At 61.5% G+C, this 15,511-nt stretch carries 15 protein-coding genes; 9 read left to right on the forward strand and 6 right to left on the reverse strand.

Annotated elements, in window-relative coordinates; all coding sequences use genetic code 11:
* Position 1 precedes the first annotated feature (1 nt).
* From ccoO to ccoS, 7 genes are all read left to right on the forward strand, one after another.
* Positions 2 to 736, forward strand: a complete 735-nt coding sequence (gene ccoO, locus BI364_RS01020; protein ID WP_070077172.1) for a cytochrome-c oxidase, cbb3-type subunit II — start codon at positions 2 to 4, stop codon at positions 734 to 736.
* Between the two features lie 32 nt (positions 737 to 768).
* On the forward strand, positions 769 to 990 hold the full coding sequence (locus BI364_RS01025) for a cbb3-type cytochrome oxidase subunit 3 (RefSeq protein ID WP_070077173.1): 222 nt from the start codon (positions 769 to 771) through the stop codon (positions 988 to 990).
* Positions 983 to 1,924 (forward strand): cytochrome-c oxidase, cbb3-type subunit III, encoded by a 942-nt coding sequence (gene ccoP / locus BI364_RS01030; protein ID WP_070077174.1) that lies wholly within the window; start codon positions 983 to 985, stop codon positions 1,922 to 1,924. Before BI364_RS01025 ends, ccoP begins: the two co-directional genes overlap by 8 nt.
* Positions 1,925 to 2,011: 87 nt before the next feature.
* A complete protein-coding gene (gene ccoG / locus BI364_RS01035; RefSeq protein ID WP_070077175.1) occupies positions 2,012 to 3,418 on the forward strand; it encodes a cytochrome c oxidase accessory protein CcoG in 1,407 nt (468 codons plus the stop codon).
* Positions 3,419 to 3,423: 5 nt separating this feature from the next.
* A complete protein-coding gene (locus BI364_RS01040) occupies positions 3,424 to 4,275 on the forward strand; it encodes a FixH family protein (protein ID WP_070077176.1) in 852 nt (283 codons plus the stop codon).
* A 157-nt stretch (positions 4,276 to 4,432) separates the two neighbouring features.
* Positions 4,433 to 6,793 (forward strand): heavy metal translocating P-type ATPase, encoded by a 2,361-nt coding sequence (locus tag BI364_RS01045; RefSeq protein WP_197495788.1) that lies wholly within the window; start codon positions 4,433 to 4,435, stop codon positions 6,791 to 6,793.
* Positions 6,790 to 6,978, forward strand: coding sequence for a cbb3-type cytochrome oxidase assembly protein CcoS (gene ccoS / locus BI364_RS01050; protein ID WP_070077177.1), 189 nt, complete (start codon positions 6,790 to 6,792; stop codon positions 6,976 to 6,978). The genes BI364_RS01045 and ccoS overlap by 4 nt, the downstream gene beginning before the upstream one ends.
* Positions 6,979 to 7,202: 224 nt before the next feature.
* Here ccoS and rpoH read toward each other — a convergent pair whose 3' ends face one another.
* From rpoH to ftsY, 4 genes are all read right to left on the reverse strand, one after another.
* Positions 7,203 to 8,063 (reverse strand): RNA polymerase sigma factor RpoH, encoded by an 861-nt coding sequence (gene rpoH, locus BI364_RS01055; RefSeq protein WP_070079801.1) that lies wholly within the window; start codon positions 8,061 to 8,063, stop codon positions 7,203 to 7,205.
* Positions 8,064 to 8,237: 174 nt separating this feature from the next.
* Positions 8,238 to 9,254, reverse strand: a complete 1,017-nt coding sequence (ftsX, locus tag BI364_RS01060) for a permease-like cell division protein FtsX (protein ID WP_070077178.1) — start codon at positions 9,252 to 9,254, stop codon at positions 8,238 to 8,240.
* Entirely contained in the window at positions 9,251 to 9,931 is a 681-nt protein-coding gene (gene ftsE, locus BI364_RS01065; protein WP_070077179.1) for a cell division ATP-binding protein FtsE, read from the reverse strand. Before ftsE ends, ftsX begins: the two co-directional genes overlap by 4 nt.
* 4 nt (positions 9,932 to 9,935) lie before the next feature.
* Positions 9,936 to 11,048: a signal recognition particle-docking protein FtsY gene (ftsY, locus tag BI364_RS01070; RefSeq protein ID WP_070077180.1), complete on the reverse strand. Its 1,113-nt coding sequence runs from the start codon at positions 11,046 to 11,048 to the stop codon at positions 9,936 to 9,938.
* Between the two features lie 136 nt (positions 11,049 to 11,184).
* Here ftsY and rsmD point away from each other — a divergent pair, with 136 nt between their 5' ends.
* Both rsmD and rmuC read left to right on the forward strand, forming a co-directional pair.
* Positions 11,185 to 11,805 (forward strand): 16S rRNA (guanine(966)-N(2))-methyltransferase RsmD, encoded by a 621-nt coding sequence (gene rsmD / locus BI364_RS01075; RefSeq protein WP_070077181.1) that lies wholly within the window; start codon positions 11,185 to 11,187, stop codon positions 11,803 to 11,805.
* An 80-nt stretch (positions 11,806 to 11,885) separates the two neighbouring features.
* A complete protein-coding gene (rmuC, locus tag BI364_RS01080; RefSeq protein ID WP_233279557.1) occupies positions 11,886 to 13,412 on the forward strand; it encodes a DNA recombination protein RmuC in 1,527 nt (508 codons plus the stop codon).
* Between the two features lie 101 nt (positions 13,413 to 13,513).
* Here rmuC and metA read toward each other — a convergent pair whose 3' ends face one another.
* Both metA and BI364_RS01090 read right to left on the reverse strand, forming a co-directional pair.
* A complete protein-coding gene (gene metA, locus BI364_RS01085) occupies positions 13,514 to 14,587 on the reverse strand; it encodes a homoserine O-succinyltransferase MetA (RefSeq protein WP_070077182.1) in 1,074 nt (357 codons plus the stop codon).
* Between the two features lie 2 nt (positions 14,588 to 14,589).
* Positions 14,590 to 15,432, reverse strand: coding sequence for an ATPase (locus BI364_RS01090; protein ID WP_070077183.1), 843 nt, complete (start codon positions 15,430 to 15,432; stop codon positions 14,590 to 14,592).
* Positions 15,433 to 15,511: the final 79 nt, after the last annotated feature.

A 15,511-nucleotide genomic window follows, 5' to 3' on the forward strand; every position in this document is an offset into this window, starting at 1 on the left:
TATGAGACATGAAAGCATCGAAACGAACGCCGGCCTGTTGGTGATTCTCACGCTGGTGGTAGTGGCCATCGGTGGTTTGGTGGAGATTGTGCCCCTGTTTTATCTCAAGGGGACGGTGGAGCCGGTGCAGGGCGTACATCCCTACACCCCCCTGGAATTGCGTGGGCGCGACATTTATCAGCGCGAGGGGTGCTTTTACTGCCATTCGCAGATGGTCAGGCCCTTCAGGAACGAAGCGCTCCGCTATGGTCACTACTCGCTCGCTGCCGAGTCCGAATACGACCATCCGTTCTTGTGGGGTTCCAAGCGCACCGGGCCGGATCTGGCGCGTGTGGGTGGTAAATACTCCAATGCCTGGATGGTCCAGCATCTCATCGCGCCGCGCTCAGTGGTGCCTGAATCCATCATGCCGAACTACCCCTGGCTGTTGAGCGATGATCTGGATTACTCGCACATTGCTGCGCGGATGCGTGCCTTAAGGGATGCCGGCGTCCCTTATTCGGAAACCAAGGCCGAATACGACGCGAACGTCAAACGTTTTGGCGTGAAGATGGCCGACATGTTGGATATCAATCGTGCGCAGGCGAATCTGATCCAACAGGCTCAGCAAGGCGACTACGATGGCGTTCCAGCACGTCTTACCGAAATGGATGCCTTGGTTGCATATCTTCAGGTGCTGGGTACCGAAGTGAATTTCAACCATTATGGTGAAGGTTACTTCGTCAAATTTCGTTAATGGCGAGTGGCTGGTGAGCCGGGGAGGCGTGAGTGGCAGGATTCTGGCAATGGCTGGTCGAACTCTCGAGCCACAAGATTACGCTGCTTGCCCTTCTGTTCCCGCTGTTTATCGGCATCGTGATATACGCCTATACCAATAAGCGCCGATCCGCGCGCCTGGAATCTTATCGGTACATGCCTTTTGAGGATGACCGGGTTTCAGGGGAAGACGGAGACGACAAGCAGCATGGCAGGGGGGATAAGCATGAATGATCCTAAGGGCAAGGGCGACGATACCGAGGTCGAGACCACGGGCCATGTTTGGGACGGTGACCTGCAGGAATTGAACAATCCGTTGCCGGGTTGGTGGGTCTGGGCCTTCTATGGCTCCGTAATATTTGCCGTGGTGTACTGGTTCCTGTACCCGGCGTGGCCGATCGGCAAGACCTTTACCAAGGGCTTCGAGACGGTTACCTATACGCAAGCTGACGGCAAGCAGAAAACAGTGCCGTGGAGCACACGCGCTGAATTCGTACACGACATGCAGTCGGGACCGGAGGCTCTCAAGCAGAAAGCATGGCTGGACAAGGCGTCGCAAGCCTCGATGCGGCAGCTGGAGACGGATCCGCAGCTACTTGATTTCACGATGAAAATTGGCAAGCGACTGTTCGGCGACAACTGCGCGGCCTGCCACGGCGCCGGTGGCCAGGGCGTGCTTGGACACTACCCCAATCTGACTGACGACGCTTGGTTGTGGGGTGGGAGCTTGAACACGATACGACAGACCATTGCGCAGGGACGCCATGGCTTTATGCCCGCGTTCAAGGGCAGTTTTTCGCAAACTGAGGTAGTGGACCTGGCCGAATTCGTTCTGAGTTTGTCTGGGACGCCGGGTGGCAATGCGGCGGCGATTCAGCGAGGCGCGCAGATATTTCGCAGCGATCAAAGCGGCTGTTTCTATTGCCACACCAAGGCGGGGACGGGAAACCGGGTCGTTGGTTCGGCGAACCTTGCCGATAAGGTATGGACGATCGCGAACGTACCTGGGGCAACCACCTATACCGCTAAGATCGCGGCCGTATCGGCGGTGATCAACAAGGGCGTGCAGCGCCAGATGCCGGCTTGGGATCATCGTTTGAGTCAAACCGAGATCAAACTGTTGGCGGTCTACGTTCACGCACTGGGGGTGGCAAGTAGCGACGCGTAGCTGCGCCAAAGGCAAGTATGGCGTTATACGAGCAACGCCTTCGGAGCCGAATTCAAGGTCTCAGACCAAGGATCAAGTGAGCTGCTTATGAGCGATCACACCGGTCCTGTTTATCAGGCCCGTATCACGATCTACCCGCGTTCGGTAAAGGGGCGGTTTCGCAATATCAAGTACGCCATCCTCGGGGTGGCATACGGCGTTTTTTTTCTCCTGCCGTGGCTGCGATGGACACGGGCGACTGGGCCGGATCAGGCGGTGATGTTTGATCTGCCGGAACGGCATTTTTACCTGTTCGATCTGGTGGTATACCCCCAGAACATTTTCTGGTTGGCTATTTTGCTGGTGATTGCAGCGCTGTTGCTATTTTTCGTCACGGGTGTGGCCGGACGTGTCTGGTGTGGATATTTCTGTTTTCAGACGCTCTGGACGGATATCTACCTATTGATCGAGCGCCTAGTCCAGGGGGAGCGGCCAGCGCGCATGCGCCTTCGCGAGCATGGATGGACGGTGGCGCGAGTGCTCAAGTTGGGATCGACGCACGCCTTGTGGCTGGCGATGGCCTTCTGGACGGGATTGACCTTCACGCTCTATTGGGCCGACGCACCGCATCTGCTGAGCGCCTTTTTCGAGGCAAAAGCGCCATTTGCCGCCTACGTCACTACCTTTATGTTGACCGCAACCACATACATCTTCGCCGGCATCGCGCGCGAACAGGTGTGTACCTACATGTGCCCCTATGCGCGATTTCAGAGCGTCATGTTCGATCGAGACACCTTGATCGTGAGTTACGACCGTCATCGCGGCGAGGGCGAGCGGGGGCGTCACAAGGTGACGCGCGATCTGAAGGGTCAAGAAGCCCGTCAGCAGGCCGGGCATGGCGACTGCATCGACTGTGGTTACTGCGTCCAGGTATGTCCGACGGGGATCGATATCCGTAATGGGCTTCAAGTGGAGTGTATCCATTGCGCACTATGCGTGGATGCGTGCAACGGCATCATGCGCAATCTGGGTTGGGCCGAGGGTCTCATCCGGTATACCTCGGAGCGGGCTCTAGCGGGTGGGCGGACCCGGTTCTTCAAGTTCAAGACGGTCGGTTACGGCATCGCGTTGATGGCAGCGACCTTTCTGCTGGTCAGCAGTGTGGCTACGCGCGCCGCCTTTGATGCGAGCGTTCAGCAGACGCGTCAACCCCTCACGGTCGTACTGTCAGATGGGCGCATCCAGAACAGCTATGCTATCGTCGTCAACAACACCTCCACGCACCGTCTGTCTCTGCATGTGGGCGTGCGGGGCCTCAACGGGGCGCATGTAGAAGTACAGCCCAGCGCGGTGATGGATTTGCTGCCAGAGGCCAGTCGGACCGTCTACGTCAAACTGCGCTACCCGGCGCGCGCGAATGATCCCAAGCGCATTCCCTTCAGCTTCGAGCTGACACCCGAGGGGCGTCATGCGCCCGCCCCGCTGATTCTGCCGACGCAGTTCTACACGAGGTAGGACGCATGGATGAACAAGTCGTAACGACCGATCTGGTGAGCACTTTGGGTGGCGGTGTAGCGCTGGCGTTTCTTGCCTATGTTCTGCTTTATCGCCTGACACGATTGCGCGGCAAGCAGGTGGGCTTGCTTGTCGCGGTAATGGTTCTGGTCGTCTACACACCCTTTGCGATCATGTATTGGCAGGGGTTGGACGTGCTCGCGATCCATCTCGCGCTATATCTGCTGACGCCATACGGCCTGAGTATCATCACCACACATTGGGAAGGGCACCGCGAACTGCATGTGGGTAAGCGCTGGTTCAATTGGGCGCCGGCGACCATTGTGATTTTTTTGGGAATCGTCGCACTGGTCGATGCCGTCATCATCACTTTCGCGGAAAATGGTGTGTCGCCGCGCACGGCAGCGTGGCTGCTGCCGCCGGTCGGCGGTGGGGTTGAGGTCCGCTCGGATTTTCCAGGCATGGTGCCGCATGACTACCAGGACAAGTCCGAGGATTACGCGAGATACCTCTCTTCTATGGATGCCCAGAAACGTCTTGGCTGGCGTGTGCGCAAGGGTTTTCTGGAAACACCGCGCGTCGGGAACAAGGCGATTTTTCAGGTCGAGGTGACGGACCGTGAAGGTAAGCCGCTGTCCGCGGCCAGCGTTAGCGGTCGTTTCATGAGGCCATCGAATGCGGCCGAGGATCAACGTTTCGTGATGCACGAGGTGGGACTAGGATTGTATCAAGTCAGTGTTGCTCTGCCGCATCCCGGTAGTTGGGAACTGCTGCTGGATATACGCCACGGGCAGTCGATCTACGAAGCGCATGGTTTGACGGCCGTCGAACCCGCAGCCATCCCGCAAAACGGCTGACGACGGGCCCAAGTCATGGTCCATCGATGAGCGCCAAGCTTCACGACAGCGCCTCCCTCACCGCAGCTGCGCCCGCGGCGTCAGCTTGTTATCACTGTGGGTTGCCGATTCCACATGGTGCGGATTACACCCTTGCCGTGCTCGGGAGAGGCGTGACATGTGCTGTCCCGGTTGCGCGGCCGTTGCGCGGGCCATCGTGGAGGGCGGTCTCGAGGATTATTACCGTTACCGTACGGTCACGCCAACGGGGCAGCGCGAACGGGTGCCGGACATCCTGTCGGAGCTGACGCTATACGACCGCGAGGAGGTGCAGCGCAGCTTCGTGAGCGGTACCGGCGAGCAGCGCGAAGCGGCCTTGATTCTGGAAGGCATTGTCTGTGCTGCCTGTGCCTGGTTGAGCGAACGACACGTCAAGGAATTGCCGGGCGTGGTGGATTTCAGTGTCAACTACACCACGCATCGCGCTCGTTTGAGTTGGGATGAAACGCGGATAAAGCTCAGTGATGTCCTGATGGCAATTTCGGCTATCGGCTATCGCGCGCATCCCTTCGACCCCAGTCGCCAGGAAGGGGTCTATCGGCAAGAACGCGCGCGCATGCTCAAGCAGCTTGCGGTGGCCGGTCTTGGCATGATGCAGGTCATGATGGTTGCGGTTGGTTTGTATGCTGGGGATTACGGTGGCATGTCACCGGAGACGCGAAGCCTGCTGCGTTGGATCAGCTTCGCCTTCGCAACGCCGGTGGTGTTTTATGCCGCACGTACGTTTTTCAGTGCTGCTTGGCGCGATCTCAAGCGGCGCGCGCTGGGCATGGACGTACCGGTTGCACTGGCGGTGGCCACCGCCTATGGCGCCAGTACCTGGGCGACACTGATCGGCACAGGCGAGGTGTACTTCGATTCGGTCACCATGTTTGTGTTCTTTTTATTGGTAGGGCGTTTTCTGGAAATGCTGGCGCGGCATCGTGCCGGTCAGACGGTCGAGGCGCTCGTTCATCTCAAGCCAACCATGGCACGCAGACTCGACCGCGATGGGGAGACGGCGGTGGTTGCGTCGGAGCTGATCGTAGGCGACAGCGTGCGGGTGCGCCCTGGCGAGGTCATCCCGGCGGACGGCCTCGTGACGGAGGGTACCAGCAGCGTCAACGAATCACTGCTGACCGGTGAATACCTACCGTGCCGTCGTGTGGTCGGCGATGTCGTGGTCGGTGGCTCGATCAATGTGGAAAGTCCGCTCACGGTGCGCGTTGCCGCGGTGGGGGCGGACAGCGTGCTGTCCGCCGTCATTCAGCTGCTCGATCGCGCATTGGCAGAAAAGCCTCGCCTGGCCATCGTGGCTGATCGGGTTGCCGGTTGGTTCGTGGGTGGTCTGCTGCTGATGGCCATTGGAGTCTATGCCTTCTGGTCGTGGTACGACCCCGCGCGCGCCTTCTGGGTGACGCTGTCCGTACTGGTGGTCACCTGCCCATGCGCGCTTTCACTGGCAATGCCGGTTGCGCTGACGGCTGCAACCGGCACGTTGAGTCGTCTCGGTTTGCTGGCCACTCGTGGACATGTCCTCGAGGCCTTGTCCCGGACCACTGATATTGTCTTCGACAAGACCGGTACCCTTACCTACGGTCGGCCGGAGCTGGTCGGTGTGGCCGTCGCTGAGGGTGAAGATATCGAGCGCTGTCTGTGTTGGGCGGCAGCGCTTGAGCAGGATTCGGAACATCCTGTTGCACAAGCATTTCGGGTTTATATCGATACGCCCCTGCCGGCGACGGCCTTGTTTGCCGAACCTGGCTCGGGTATCACCGGGCAGGTCGAGGGCCGCCAATTACGTATCGGCCGCCCGGATTGGGTCGCACGCACAGACATGATGGCCGAGCCGCGATCATTCGGTGTGGGTGCGGCTGAAGATGGAGTCGTGTGGCTGGCCGACGAGACGCGCGTACTAGCAGAATTCCGCTTGCGCGATCGCTTGCGGCCTGGCGTGAGTCAGGCGATTGAAGCGCTGCGCGTGCTGGGTCTGCGGGTACACATGCTCAGCGGCGATACGCAGGCGGCAGTGACGGATGTGGCACAGCGTGTCGGCGTGAATGAGGCCATCGGTGGTCTGGCGCCTGCCGACAAACTCGCCGCCCTACGACATCTGCAAGCCGCCGGCGCGACCGTGGCCATGGTCGGCGATGGCGTCAATGATGCGCCGGTGCTGGCTGGTGCCGATGTTTCCGTTGCGCTGGCGAGCGGTGCCCAGTTGGCGCATGCCAGCGCGGACATGGTGTTGTTGAGCGATCGCCTGTTGCGTTTACCACAGGCGGTGGTCGTGTCGCGCCGCTGTCTGCGTATCGTGAAGCAGAATCTGACCTGGGCGGTGGGCTACAATCTAATGGCGGTACCGCTGGCCGCGAGTGGCTGGTTGACGCCATGGATGGCCGCCATCGGGATGTCGGCGAGTTCGCTGGTGGTGGTGATGAATGCATTGCGCTTGCGGGATCTGCCGGAGACTGATGGCAAGGGGCGGGAGGCTGCAGTATGACAATACTTTACCTATTGCTTCCGCTCGCGGTATTTCTGGCGATCCTTGCCATTGTGGCCTTTATCTGGACGGTCAAGAGTGGGCAGTACGACGATATGGATGGCCCGCCGCAGCGCATGTTGATGGACGATGACGATCCACGGCTGCCGGGCAACGGAGTTCGTCGTGCAAAACGGCGCCCCTAATTGAGATGTGGGTGCTCCGATACAAAAGAATGGATGGGGGGGATATGAACAGACAGAACATACCGCTGATGATCATCGTAGCGCTGATCGTGCTGAGTTGGGCGAGCTTTCTTTCCGTGCTGTTCACGCACTGGCTCTAGACGATTCGCAGCATCCAAACGAAGACGCCCGCATCATGCGGGCGTCTTCGTTTGGATGGCCGCTGGCCGCTAAAATTTACCGGCTCAGGCGGCCACGGCACCCTTGAGCTTGCGTAGGGCGTTGTTTTCGAGCTGGCGAATTCGCTCGGCGGAAATGTTGTATTGATCGGCCAATTCGTGCAGCGTGGCCTTGGGTTCGGTCAGCCAGCGCTTGCGGAGGATATCCAGGCTGCGCGGATCGAGTTCGGCCATCGCGGCTTGCAGGCGCTCCTGATGGTGTGTCTGCCAGTCTTCCTCTTCAATCTGCATGGCCGGATCTGGCCGGTCGTCGGTGAGATAGGCGGACGGGGAAAAACTCTTGTCCTCTCCGTCACTCGGTTCGGGGTCGAACGCCGTATCCTGATTCGACAGGCGTGACTCCATTTCGAGCACCTCGCGCGGGCTGACGCCCAAGTCGCGGGCAACGGTCTCGACCTCTTCCTGGTTGAGCCAACCGAGGCGTTTTTTCGCGCCGCGTAGGTTGAAGAACAGTTTGCGCTGGGCCTTGGTCGTCGCGACCTTGACGATGCGCCAGTTGCGCAGGATGAATTCGTGTATTTCGGCGCGAATCCAATGTACCGCGAATGAGACCAGGCGAACGCCCATCTCCGGGTTGAAGCGCTTCACCGCCTTCATCAGGCCGATGTTGCCTTCCTGAATCAAATCACCAAGCGGCAGGCCGTAGCCGCGGTAGCCGCGTGCGACCTGTACCACGAAGCGCAGATTGTGGAGCACCAGTCTGCGGGCGGCTTCGAGGTCATTCTGTTGGTTCAGGCGCCGCGCAAGTGTGCGTTCGTCCTCTGCGGAGAGTACGGGTAGGCGATGTACAGCCGCGATATAGCTCTCCAGGCTGCCGGCGTTGAGGCTGGGCAGTGTGCCGTTGATTGTGGCCAAGTGCATGTTCATCGATTCGTTCATCCTTCGGCGCTTTGTCCGAATTGGGGTCCCTAACCGGTTCGACAGGGATTAGTGGGGGCGGTTCGACCTTATTTCAAGGCCTGATGCAGCCCCTTTTCCATGTAGGCATTATACATCCGATTCGGAGGTATAGCCGTGATTACGGTCAATCCGGCCCGTGGCTCAGCTGGGTTCGATATCGCGCAAGTGCCTGCCGACCGCCAACCAAGAGCCGCCAAGACCGAAGGCGATGCTCAGTACTAGCAGGCGCAGGGTAGCTCCCAGGCTTAGCCCGGTAAGGACATAGTCACTGCCGTAGAGGCCGGCCAGGCGGTTGATCGGGCCTGCAAGCAGCCATAGCGAGAGGGCCAGTAGGATCAACGCAAGCAGGCCACCGAGCAGACCCAGCCAGAAGCCTCCGTAGAGAAACGGGCGGCGGATGAAGGCATCCGTCGCGCCGATGAGCTTGGCGACTTCGATTTCCTGGCGACGGTTGAGGATGTCGAGCCGGATTGTGTTGCCCACCACCAGCAGTACCGCGAGTGCCAACATGCCACCCACGACCCAGACGGCACGTTGGGCGATGGTGACGATGGCATACAGCCGCTCCACCCAGGCCAGATTTAATTGCGCGTCCGCGACCTCTGGGCGTGTCGCCAGATTTTGTCGTAATGCACGGATCTGAGTGGCCTGATGTCCTTGAAGGCGAGGGTAGACGATCACGACTGGTGGTAGCGGGTTGTTGGGTAGCGCGTCGAGTGCATCGCCGAAGCCGGCGGATTCGGCCAGTTCGGACAGACCCTGTTCGGGTGTGACCGTCTTGACGCGTTCGATACGCGGATCGTTGCGCAACTGGTTGGCAAGGTCGGTCATCGCTGGGTCGGAGGTGCCGGATTTGAGGTACAGGGTGATCTGTACGCCGCGATCCCAGCTGCCGGCTACTCGTTCGATATTGGTCAGTACCACGTAGAGTCCGGCAGGCAGTGCCAGTGCGATGCCGATGACGGCAACGGTCATTGCGCTGGCCGTGGGGGTGCGATACAGCTTGCCGAGGCTGAAAAAAAGTGCGCGCGCATGGTTGAGCAACCAGGCAGTCGGCCGGCGGTGAGAATCGCCGTTCCGGCGGCTGATTCGCGCGACTTTCGGTTTTGGGGGCGATGCTGCCTTGCGTGGGCGCTTGCGGGGATTGCGGCCGATCATCGGTGCGGCACCGCGTGGGTGGGGTCGTCGTCGAGGCGTCCGGCATAAAGGCCGATCACGCGTTTGTCCATGAGTCGGATGAGTTCATGGTCATGACTTGCGACCAACACAGTCACCCCGACCCGGTTGAACTCGTCGAACAGGCTCATCACCTCCAGCGACAGCTCAGGGTCGAGATTACCCGTAGGCTCGTCGGCGAGCAGGATGGGTGGCTTATTGACCACCGCACGGGCGATACCGACGCGCTGCTGCTCGCCGGTGGATAGCGTGATCGGCAGCGCGCGCTCCTTGTGCAGCAGGCCGACCTTGTCGAGCGAAGCGCGCACACGGCGCAGGATTTCCGCGTGACGCAGGCCGGCGATGACCAGAGGCAGGGCGACGTTGTCGCCCACGCTGCGATCGTGCAGCAGGTGATGGTCCTGAAAGATCATGCCGATCTGACGGCGATAATAGGGGATTTGCCGATTGCCGATGGTCTGCAGGTTGCGGCCGTTGATCACGATTTGTCCGCGCGAGGGACGCTCGATCATCGCGATCAGCTTGAGCAGCGTGCTCTTGCCGGCGCCGGAGTGCCCGGTGAGGAAGGCCATTTCGCCAGCGTCGAGTTCCAGGTTTACGTCGGCAAGGGCCTCCTGGCCGGTGGTATAGCGTTTGCCGACGTGCTGCAGGAAGATCATGTGTCTAGTCGTCTGTCGCGGCGTGCTCCGCCAATAGGGCCGAGACGAATTCATCAGCCGCGAAGGGACGCAGATCGTCGATCGCTTCGCCGACGCCGATGAAGCGGATCGGAATGCCGACTTGCTGTGCGATAGCGAACAGGATGCCGCCCTTGGCAGTGCCGTCGAGCTTGGTCACCGTGATCCCGGTCAGCCCCAGGGCATTGTGAAACTCGCGGGCCTGCACCAGCGCGTTCTGCCCGATGCCGGCATCCACCACGAGCATGATCTCGTGGGGGGCGTCCTGATCCAGTTTGGCGATCACGCGCTTGACCTTGCGCAGTTCGTCCATGAGGTTGGTCTGGGTGTGCAGCCGCCCGGCGGTGTCCGCGATCAGCACATCGACATCGCGCGCACGGGCTGCTTGTAGGCCATCGAAGATGACCGAGGCGCTGTCCGCGCCGCTGCCCTGGGAGATCACCTGGATCTCGTTGCGCGCGCCCCAGGCTTGCAGTTGCTCCACTGCGGCGGCGCGAAAGGTGTCGCCCGCCGCCAGTATCACCGATTTACCCTCGGTCTGCAGATGCTTGGCGAGCTTGCCGATGGTGGTCGTTTTGCCGGCGCCGTTGATGCCGACCATGAGGATGACATAGGGCCGTCGAGACGCATCGATGGTCAGCGGTCGGGCCACGGGCTGCAGGATTGCGGTCATGTTTTCGCGCAGCGCCGCGAACAGGGCCTCGGCATCGCCGAGCTGCTTGCGCCGCACGCGCGCGGTCAGATCGTCGATGATGCGCGTGGTGGCTTCGATGCCCACGTCCGCCATCAGCAACCGCGTTTCGAGTTCCTCCAGCAGCGCATCGTCGATGGCCTTGCGACCAAGCAGCAGCGAGGCGACGCCGCCGGTCAGGCCACGCCCTGTCTTGGACAGCCCTTTGCGTAGTCGGGAGAACAACCCACCGCGCGGGGCATCCGGGGCGGCTACCGACGGTGCCGTCGGTGGCGATGAGGGTGCCGGTGTTTCAGGTGTGGAGGCCGTTTGCGCGGGCGCAATTTCGCCGCCGTCGTTCTCGACCGGCTGCGCGTTTTCGGGGGTATCCTGATCCGGTGACTTCTTGCGTCTTATGAAACCGAACATAATGGCGGCATTCCCGGCCGGTGTAATCGAAATTGGAGAGCATGCACATGCTAGCAGGAGCGCGCCGCTCGCGTAATCCGCAGTACGCGGTATTAGGTCGATTTAAGGCCCGTTGCGTCATTATTCGGAGCGCGTAATGGCGGTGACGCGGAAGCGCCGTGGTAATCCGCGCGCAGGGGCGGCCAACCAGCTGCGCATTATCGGTGGCCGCTGGCGGGGGCGGCGCATCGATTTTCCAGATGCCCCCGGCTTGCGCCCGACCATCGACCGGGTGCGTGAGACGCTGTTCAATTGGTTGCAATGGGCGCTGCCCGGCAGCGTTTGCCTGGATCTGTTCGCGGGTAGTGGCGCATTGGGTCTAGAGGCTGCGTCGCGCGGGGCGGCCGAGGTTGTGATGATCGAGTCCGCGCCGCAGGTGGCTGCGTGCTTGAGAGAGAATGCCGCGCGCTTCGGCGCCATCGGAGTGGATGTCGTGAACACGACCGCCCAGGCGTATCTGCAGAACCCGACGCGGACGTTCGACATCGTGTTTCTCGATCCGCCGTTCGCGCATGATTTGCTGGCGCCGACGTTGTCGGCGCTGGTGGACGGCGGTTGGCTGCGCCCCGGGGCCTGGGTGTATCTGGAATACCCGGCGGACGCAGGTATGCCGACATTGCCGCCCGGTCTGACGTTGAGTCGTCAGCAACGTGCCGGGCAGGCGGCCTATGCCCTGGCGCGCTGGCAAACGAAGACAGATAGCGTCGCCGATTGGTGACGGGCTGCATCAAATTAATATTGGTACATACTCGGCAGGGGGAGTGATCAATATCCCCCGTCGTAGTGGAGGTAGTGATCGTGCTGGAATCTTGGTATTTGGCGGCAGTCATTGCCGCCGGCGTCGCCGCCGGCTGGCTGTTGCGTCATTTGTTTGCCATCGGCGCCAGACGTGTGCTGCAGTCGCGTCTGGAGGCCACCGAGACGCGTGTGGAAGAATTGCGCCCGGCGTTGGCCGAATCCGAGCGCCTGCGCACTGAGTTACACGAACGCCTGATCGAGCGCGAGCGCGGCTTTGCCGAACTGGCCGGCCGCAGCGAAGGTGAGCGTCGGCGGGTGACAGAATTGCTGGCAGAGCTGCAGGCAAGGACGGCGGCGCTGGATTCGGAGCGCGAGCTGACCACCGAACTGCAGCGAGATCTGGCCGAGCTGCGCGAACGTCTGATCCAGGAGCGTCGTGGCTCCACTGAGAAGCTCGCCTTGTTGGAGGAGGCGCGCACCAATCTGGCGGATGCCTTCAAGGCGCTTTCCTCCGAGGCCCTCAAGCACAACAACGAATCCTTCCTGCGCCTGGCCCAGGAGAACCTGAGTCGTTTCCAGGAGGGTGCGCAGTCCGATCTGACGAAACGCCAGAAGGCCATCGAGGAATTGACTCGGCCGATTCGCGAATCGCTCAGCAAGGTCGACGGCACGCTGGGCGAGATGGAAAAGTCACGGGTATCCGCCTATAGCGCGCTAGACCAGCAGCTCCAGTCCTTGCTCAAGCACCACCTGCCGCAATTGCATGCCGAGACGGCCAATCTGGTGAAGGCCCTGCGCCAGCCGGCCGCGCGTGGCCGCTGGGGCGAAGTGCAGCTTAAGCGGGTGGTGGAAATGGCTGGCATGCTTGAGCACTGCGACTTCGACGAACAGGTCAGCCAGAATACCGAGGGTGGCCGGTTGCGTCCGGACATGATCGTCAACCTGCCGGGTGGGCGGCGTATCGTGGTCGACGCCAAGGCGCCGGTGGATGCCTACCTCACCGCCGTCGAGGCGCCCGACGAGATCACGCGCGAAGCAGCGTTGCTGCGCCACGGTCAGCAGGTGCGTACGCACATCAGTCAGCTAGGCCGCAAGAGCTACTTCGAGCAGTTCGAGCCTTCGCCGGAGTTTGTCGTCATGTTTGTGCCCGGCGAAGCCTTCTTTTCCGCCGCATTGGCGCAGGACCCGAACCTCATTGAGTTTGGTGCCGAACAACGTGTGATTCCGGCCAGCCCGACCACACTGATCGCCCTGCTCAAGGCGGTCGCTTACGGCTGGCGCCAGGAGGCCATGGCGCGCAATGCCGTGGAGGTTGCCGCGCTGGGCAAGGAGCTGTACGACCGCATCGCCACACTGGCCAAGCACTGGGAGGCGGTCGGTAGCCGACTCGATCAGGCGGTCGATGCCTACAACAAATCGGTGGGTACGCTGGAGCGGCGCGTGCTGCCCAGCGCGCGCAAGTTCCGCGATCTCAAGACGGTGGCCGCGGATGCCGAGATCGATCCGCTGAGTCCTCTGACGGAAGAGACCCGGCGCCTAACCGCGGCCGAATTCGATGTTGTGGCATCACCGGATATGACGGACTGAGGACGGTCTCACCCGCATTTTTCGTTTGCTCAAAACCTTGTTGGCGTTATTGGGTCATCATCGCGAGCGAGCGGCAAAGTTCTGGGCTACGTGAACAGGCCCTAGTTGCGCAGCCCCACAAGGGGATTGTCAGGATCGATGTCATCCATGAAGGGTTTACGTCGCTCGGTGTGGGTGAGCTGGTAGACGAGCCCAATCCAGTTGCTGACCACGGCCTCGGCGGTATCGTGCCAGGTGTTGTCCAGCCGCGGCAGCAGCAGATGCTCGGGTAGCTCGGGCATGGCGTCGCCCTCGTGCCGGGCCTGCTTGACGCGCAGGCGATATTCGCGCAGCACGGCCTGCGACCAACCATCGAAATAGCCCGTTACGAAGGGCGGATAGTCCTCCAGTTCGCCGGCGAGGTAGCGACGCAGCTCGCGCTTGTACTCCTTGAGCAGCGAAATGGTGTCGTACTCGGGATGTCCTTGACAGAACACGAAGCGGAAGCCGTCGGCGCTGGTGGCCAGATGCACGCCGATCTCGTCGCTTTCCGCCAGTACGCGCAGCCCGGCCTGCCGGAACTGGACCCGCGTGACTGCGTTCCAGCGCGAATGCGGCACGTCGAAGCGCGTGTTGATACCGTCCACCAGGGGGTGTGCCGGGTCGATCACGCGATGCGGATAGACGCCCCAGATCTTCGCTGGTCGCGGCTCGCGGCGCTGACCGTAGCGCAGCTCCAGCACCGCGTGCGTGGCGAGGCAGGAGCACAGCGTCGAGGTCACGTTCTCCCAGGCCCATTCGATGATCTGGCTCAGCGGTTGCCAGAAGGGCTGGGTGGACAGCTCCGGTCCGATCACGTTGGCGCCGGTGATGATGAGCGCGTCCAGCCCTTGTTCGCGCAGATCCTCGAAGCGCTCGTAATAGCGCTCGACGTGCTCGCGCGCGGCCTCGCCGCGAGGCAGTTCCGGCAGGGTGAAGGGGTGCACGTAGAACTGCGCGATCGGGTTGCTCTGCGCCACCAGCCGCAGGAACTGGCGCTCGGTTGCCGCCAGCGCCTTGTCGGGCATCATGTTGAGCAGCCCGATGTGCAGCTCGCGGATGTCCTGGTTGCGGGCACGGTGCGGCGAGAGTACCCGCAATCCCTCGTCGCGCAGGCGCTCGAAGGTCGGCAGGCTGTTGTGGGCGACGATCGGCACCCTCAGTCCCTCGCGATCGCCGCTTCGAGCAGGGCGAGAAAGTCCTGCTCGTCGCGCACCCCCGCTACCTCCTTGGAGGTCACGGTATAACCTTGCCGCGCCAGCGCCTCGTAGCGTGGCAGGCGCGAGCGGAACAGGCGCGGGAAGATCCAGCGGGTGAAGTCGTCGGGATTCATCTGCGCGGCATATTCGAAGCCGTTCTCACGCAGGTACACGGCGAGCTGTTCCTCCAGGAACGCGCGCCGGTAGTACAACGGCTTGGGTGCCTTCTGCGCGCGTCGGATGAGGGTGTCTTCCTCCTCCTGATCGGTGACCTTGATGTAGAGCATCAGCGTGTGTTCGACCAGCAGGTCGATCACGCCGGGCTCGTCCAGCTCGCACAAGGAGCCGCCGACATCGTTCACGAAGTGTCCGTAGCCGTAGATCTGTCGCGCCTTTTCGATGAAATCGGGCACGTCGTACATGGCACGGATCTCACCCTCGCGGTAAGCCGCCTGGCGGCGGTGGAAATCCTCCAGCTCGACGCCACCCAGTTCCGGGTTGCCGAGCTTGCCGACGAAGGACAGCACGGGGCCGGGATCGTTGATCTTGATGTTGTTGCGGATGTAGATCCAGTCCTTGCGCAGCAGGTCGCGCAGGAAGGGCACCTGCATCGCCTGCGCCTTGATCATGTCGAGGATCGCCTCGTCGAGGTAGCGCGTGCCGATGCGGTAGTCGCCTGCATAATGGAACCAGTCGTGCTCGCGCAGCAGCGACGACAGATAGGTCTTGCCCACCCCGGACATGCCGATCAGGGTGACCTTCTTGTGTGGCCACCGGCGGAATTCGTCGACGCTGAATTTCACGCTTCGCTCCGTGTCGAAAAGAGGCCATTATCCGGCATCGTCGGCCCTGGCGGGAAGCGCCCGCTATGGCAGACCCCGA

The sequence above is a fragment of the Acidihalobacter yilgarnensis genome, from assembly GCF_001753245.1.
Lineage (GTDB): Bacteria > Pseudomonadota > Gammaproteobacteria > DSM-5130 > Acidihalobacteraceae > Acidihalobacter > Acidihalobacter yilgarnensis.

Bases quoted from the DNA above. Each gene is read 5' to 3' on its own strand.
- ccoO (WP_070077172.1), top strand. From the start codon at position 2: ATGAGACATGAAAGCATCGAAACGAACGCCGGCCTGTTGGTGATTCTC.
- ccoP (WP_070077174.1), top strand. From the start codon at position 983: ATGAATGATCCTAAGGGCAAGGGCGACGATACCGAGGTCGAGACCACG.
- ccoG (WP_070077175.1), top strand. From the start codon at position 2,012: ATGAGCGATCACACCGGTCCTGTTTATCAGGCCCGTATCACGATCTAC.
- BI364_RS01040 (WP_070077176.1), top strand. From the start codon at position 3,424: ATGGATGAACAAGTCGTAACGACCGATCTGGTGAGCACTTTGGGTGGC.
- BI364_RS01045 (WP_197495788.1), top strand. From the start codon at position 4,433: ATGTGCTGTCCCGGTTGCGCGGCCGTTGCGCGGGCCATCGTGGAGGGC.
- ccoS (WP_070077177.1), top strand. From the start codon at position 6,790: ATGACAATACTTTACCTATTGCTTCCGCTCGCGGTATTTCTGGCGATC.
- rpoH (WP_070079801.1), bottom strand. From the start codon at position 8,063: ATGAACATGCACTTGGCCACAATCAACGGCACACTGCCCAGCCTCAAC.
- ftsX (WP_070077178.1), bottom strand. From the start codon at position 9,254: ATGATCGGCCGCAATCCCCGCAAGCGCCCACGCAAGGCAGCATCGCCC.
- ftsE (WP_070077179.1), bottom strand. From the start codon at position 9,931: ATGATCTTCCTGCAGCACGTCGGCAAACGCTATACCACCGGCCAGGAG.
- ftsY (WP_070077180.1), bottom strand. From the start codon at position 11,048: ATGTTCGGTTTCATAAGACGCAAGAAGTCACCGGATCAGGATACCCCC.
- rsmD (WP_070077181.1), top strand. From the start codon at position 11,185: ATGGCGGTGACGCGGAAGCGCCGTGGTAATCCGCGCGCAGGGGCGGCC.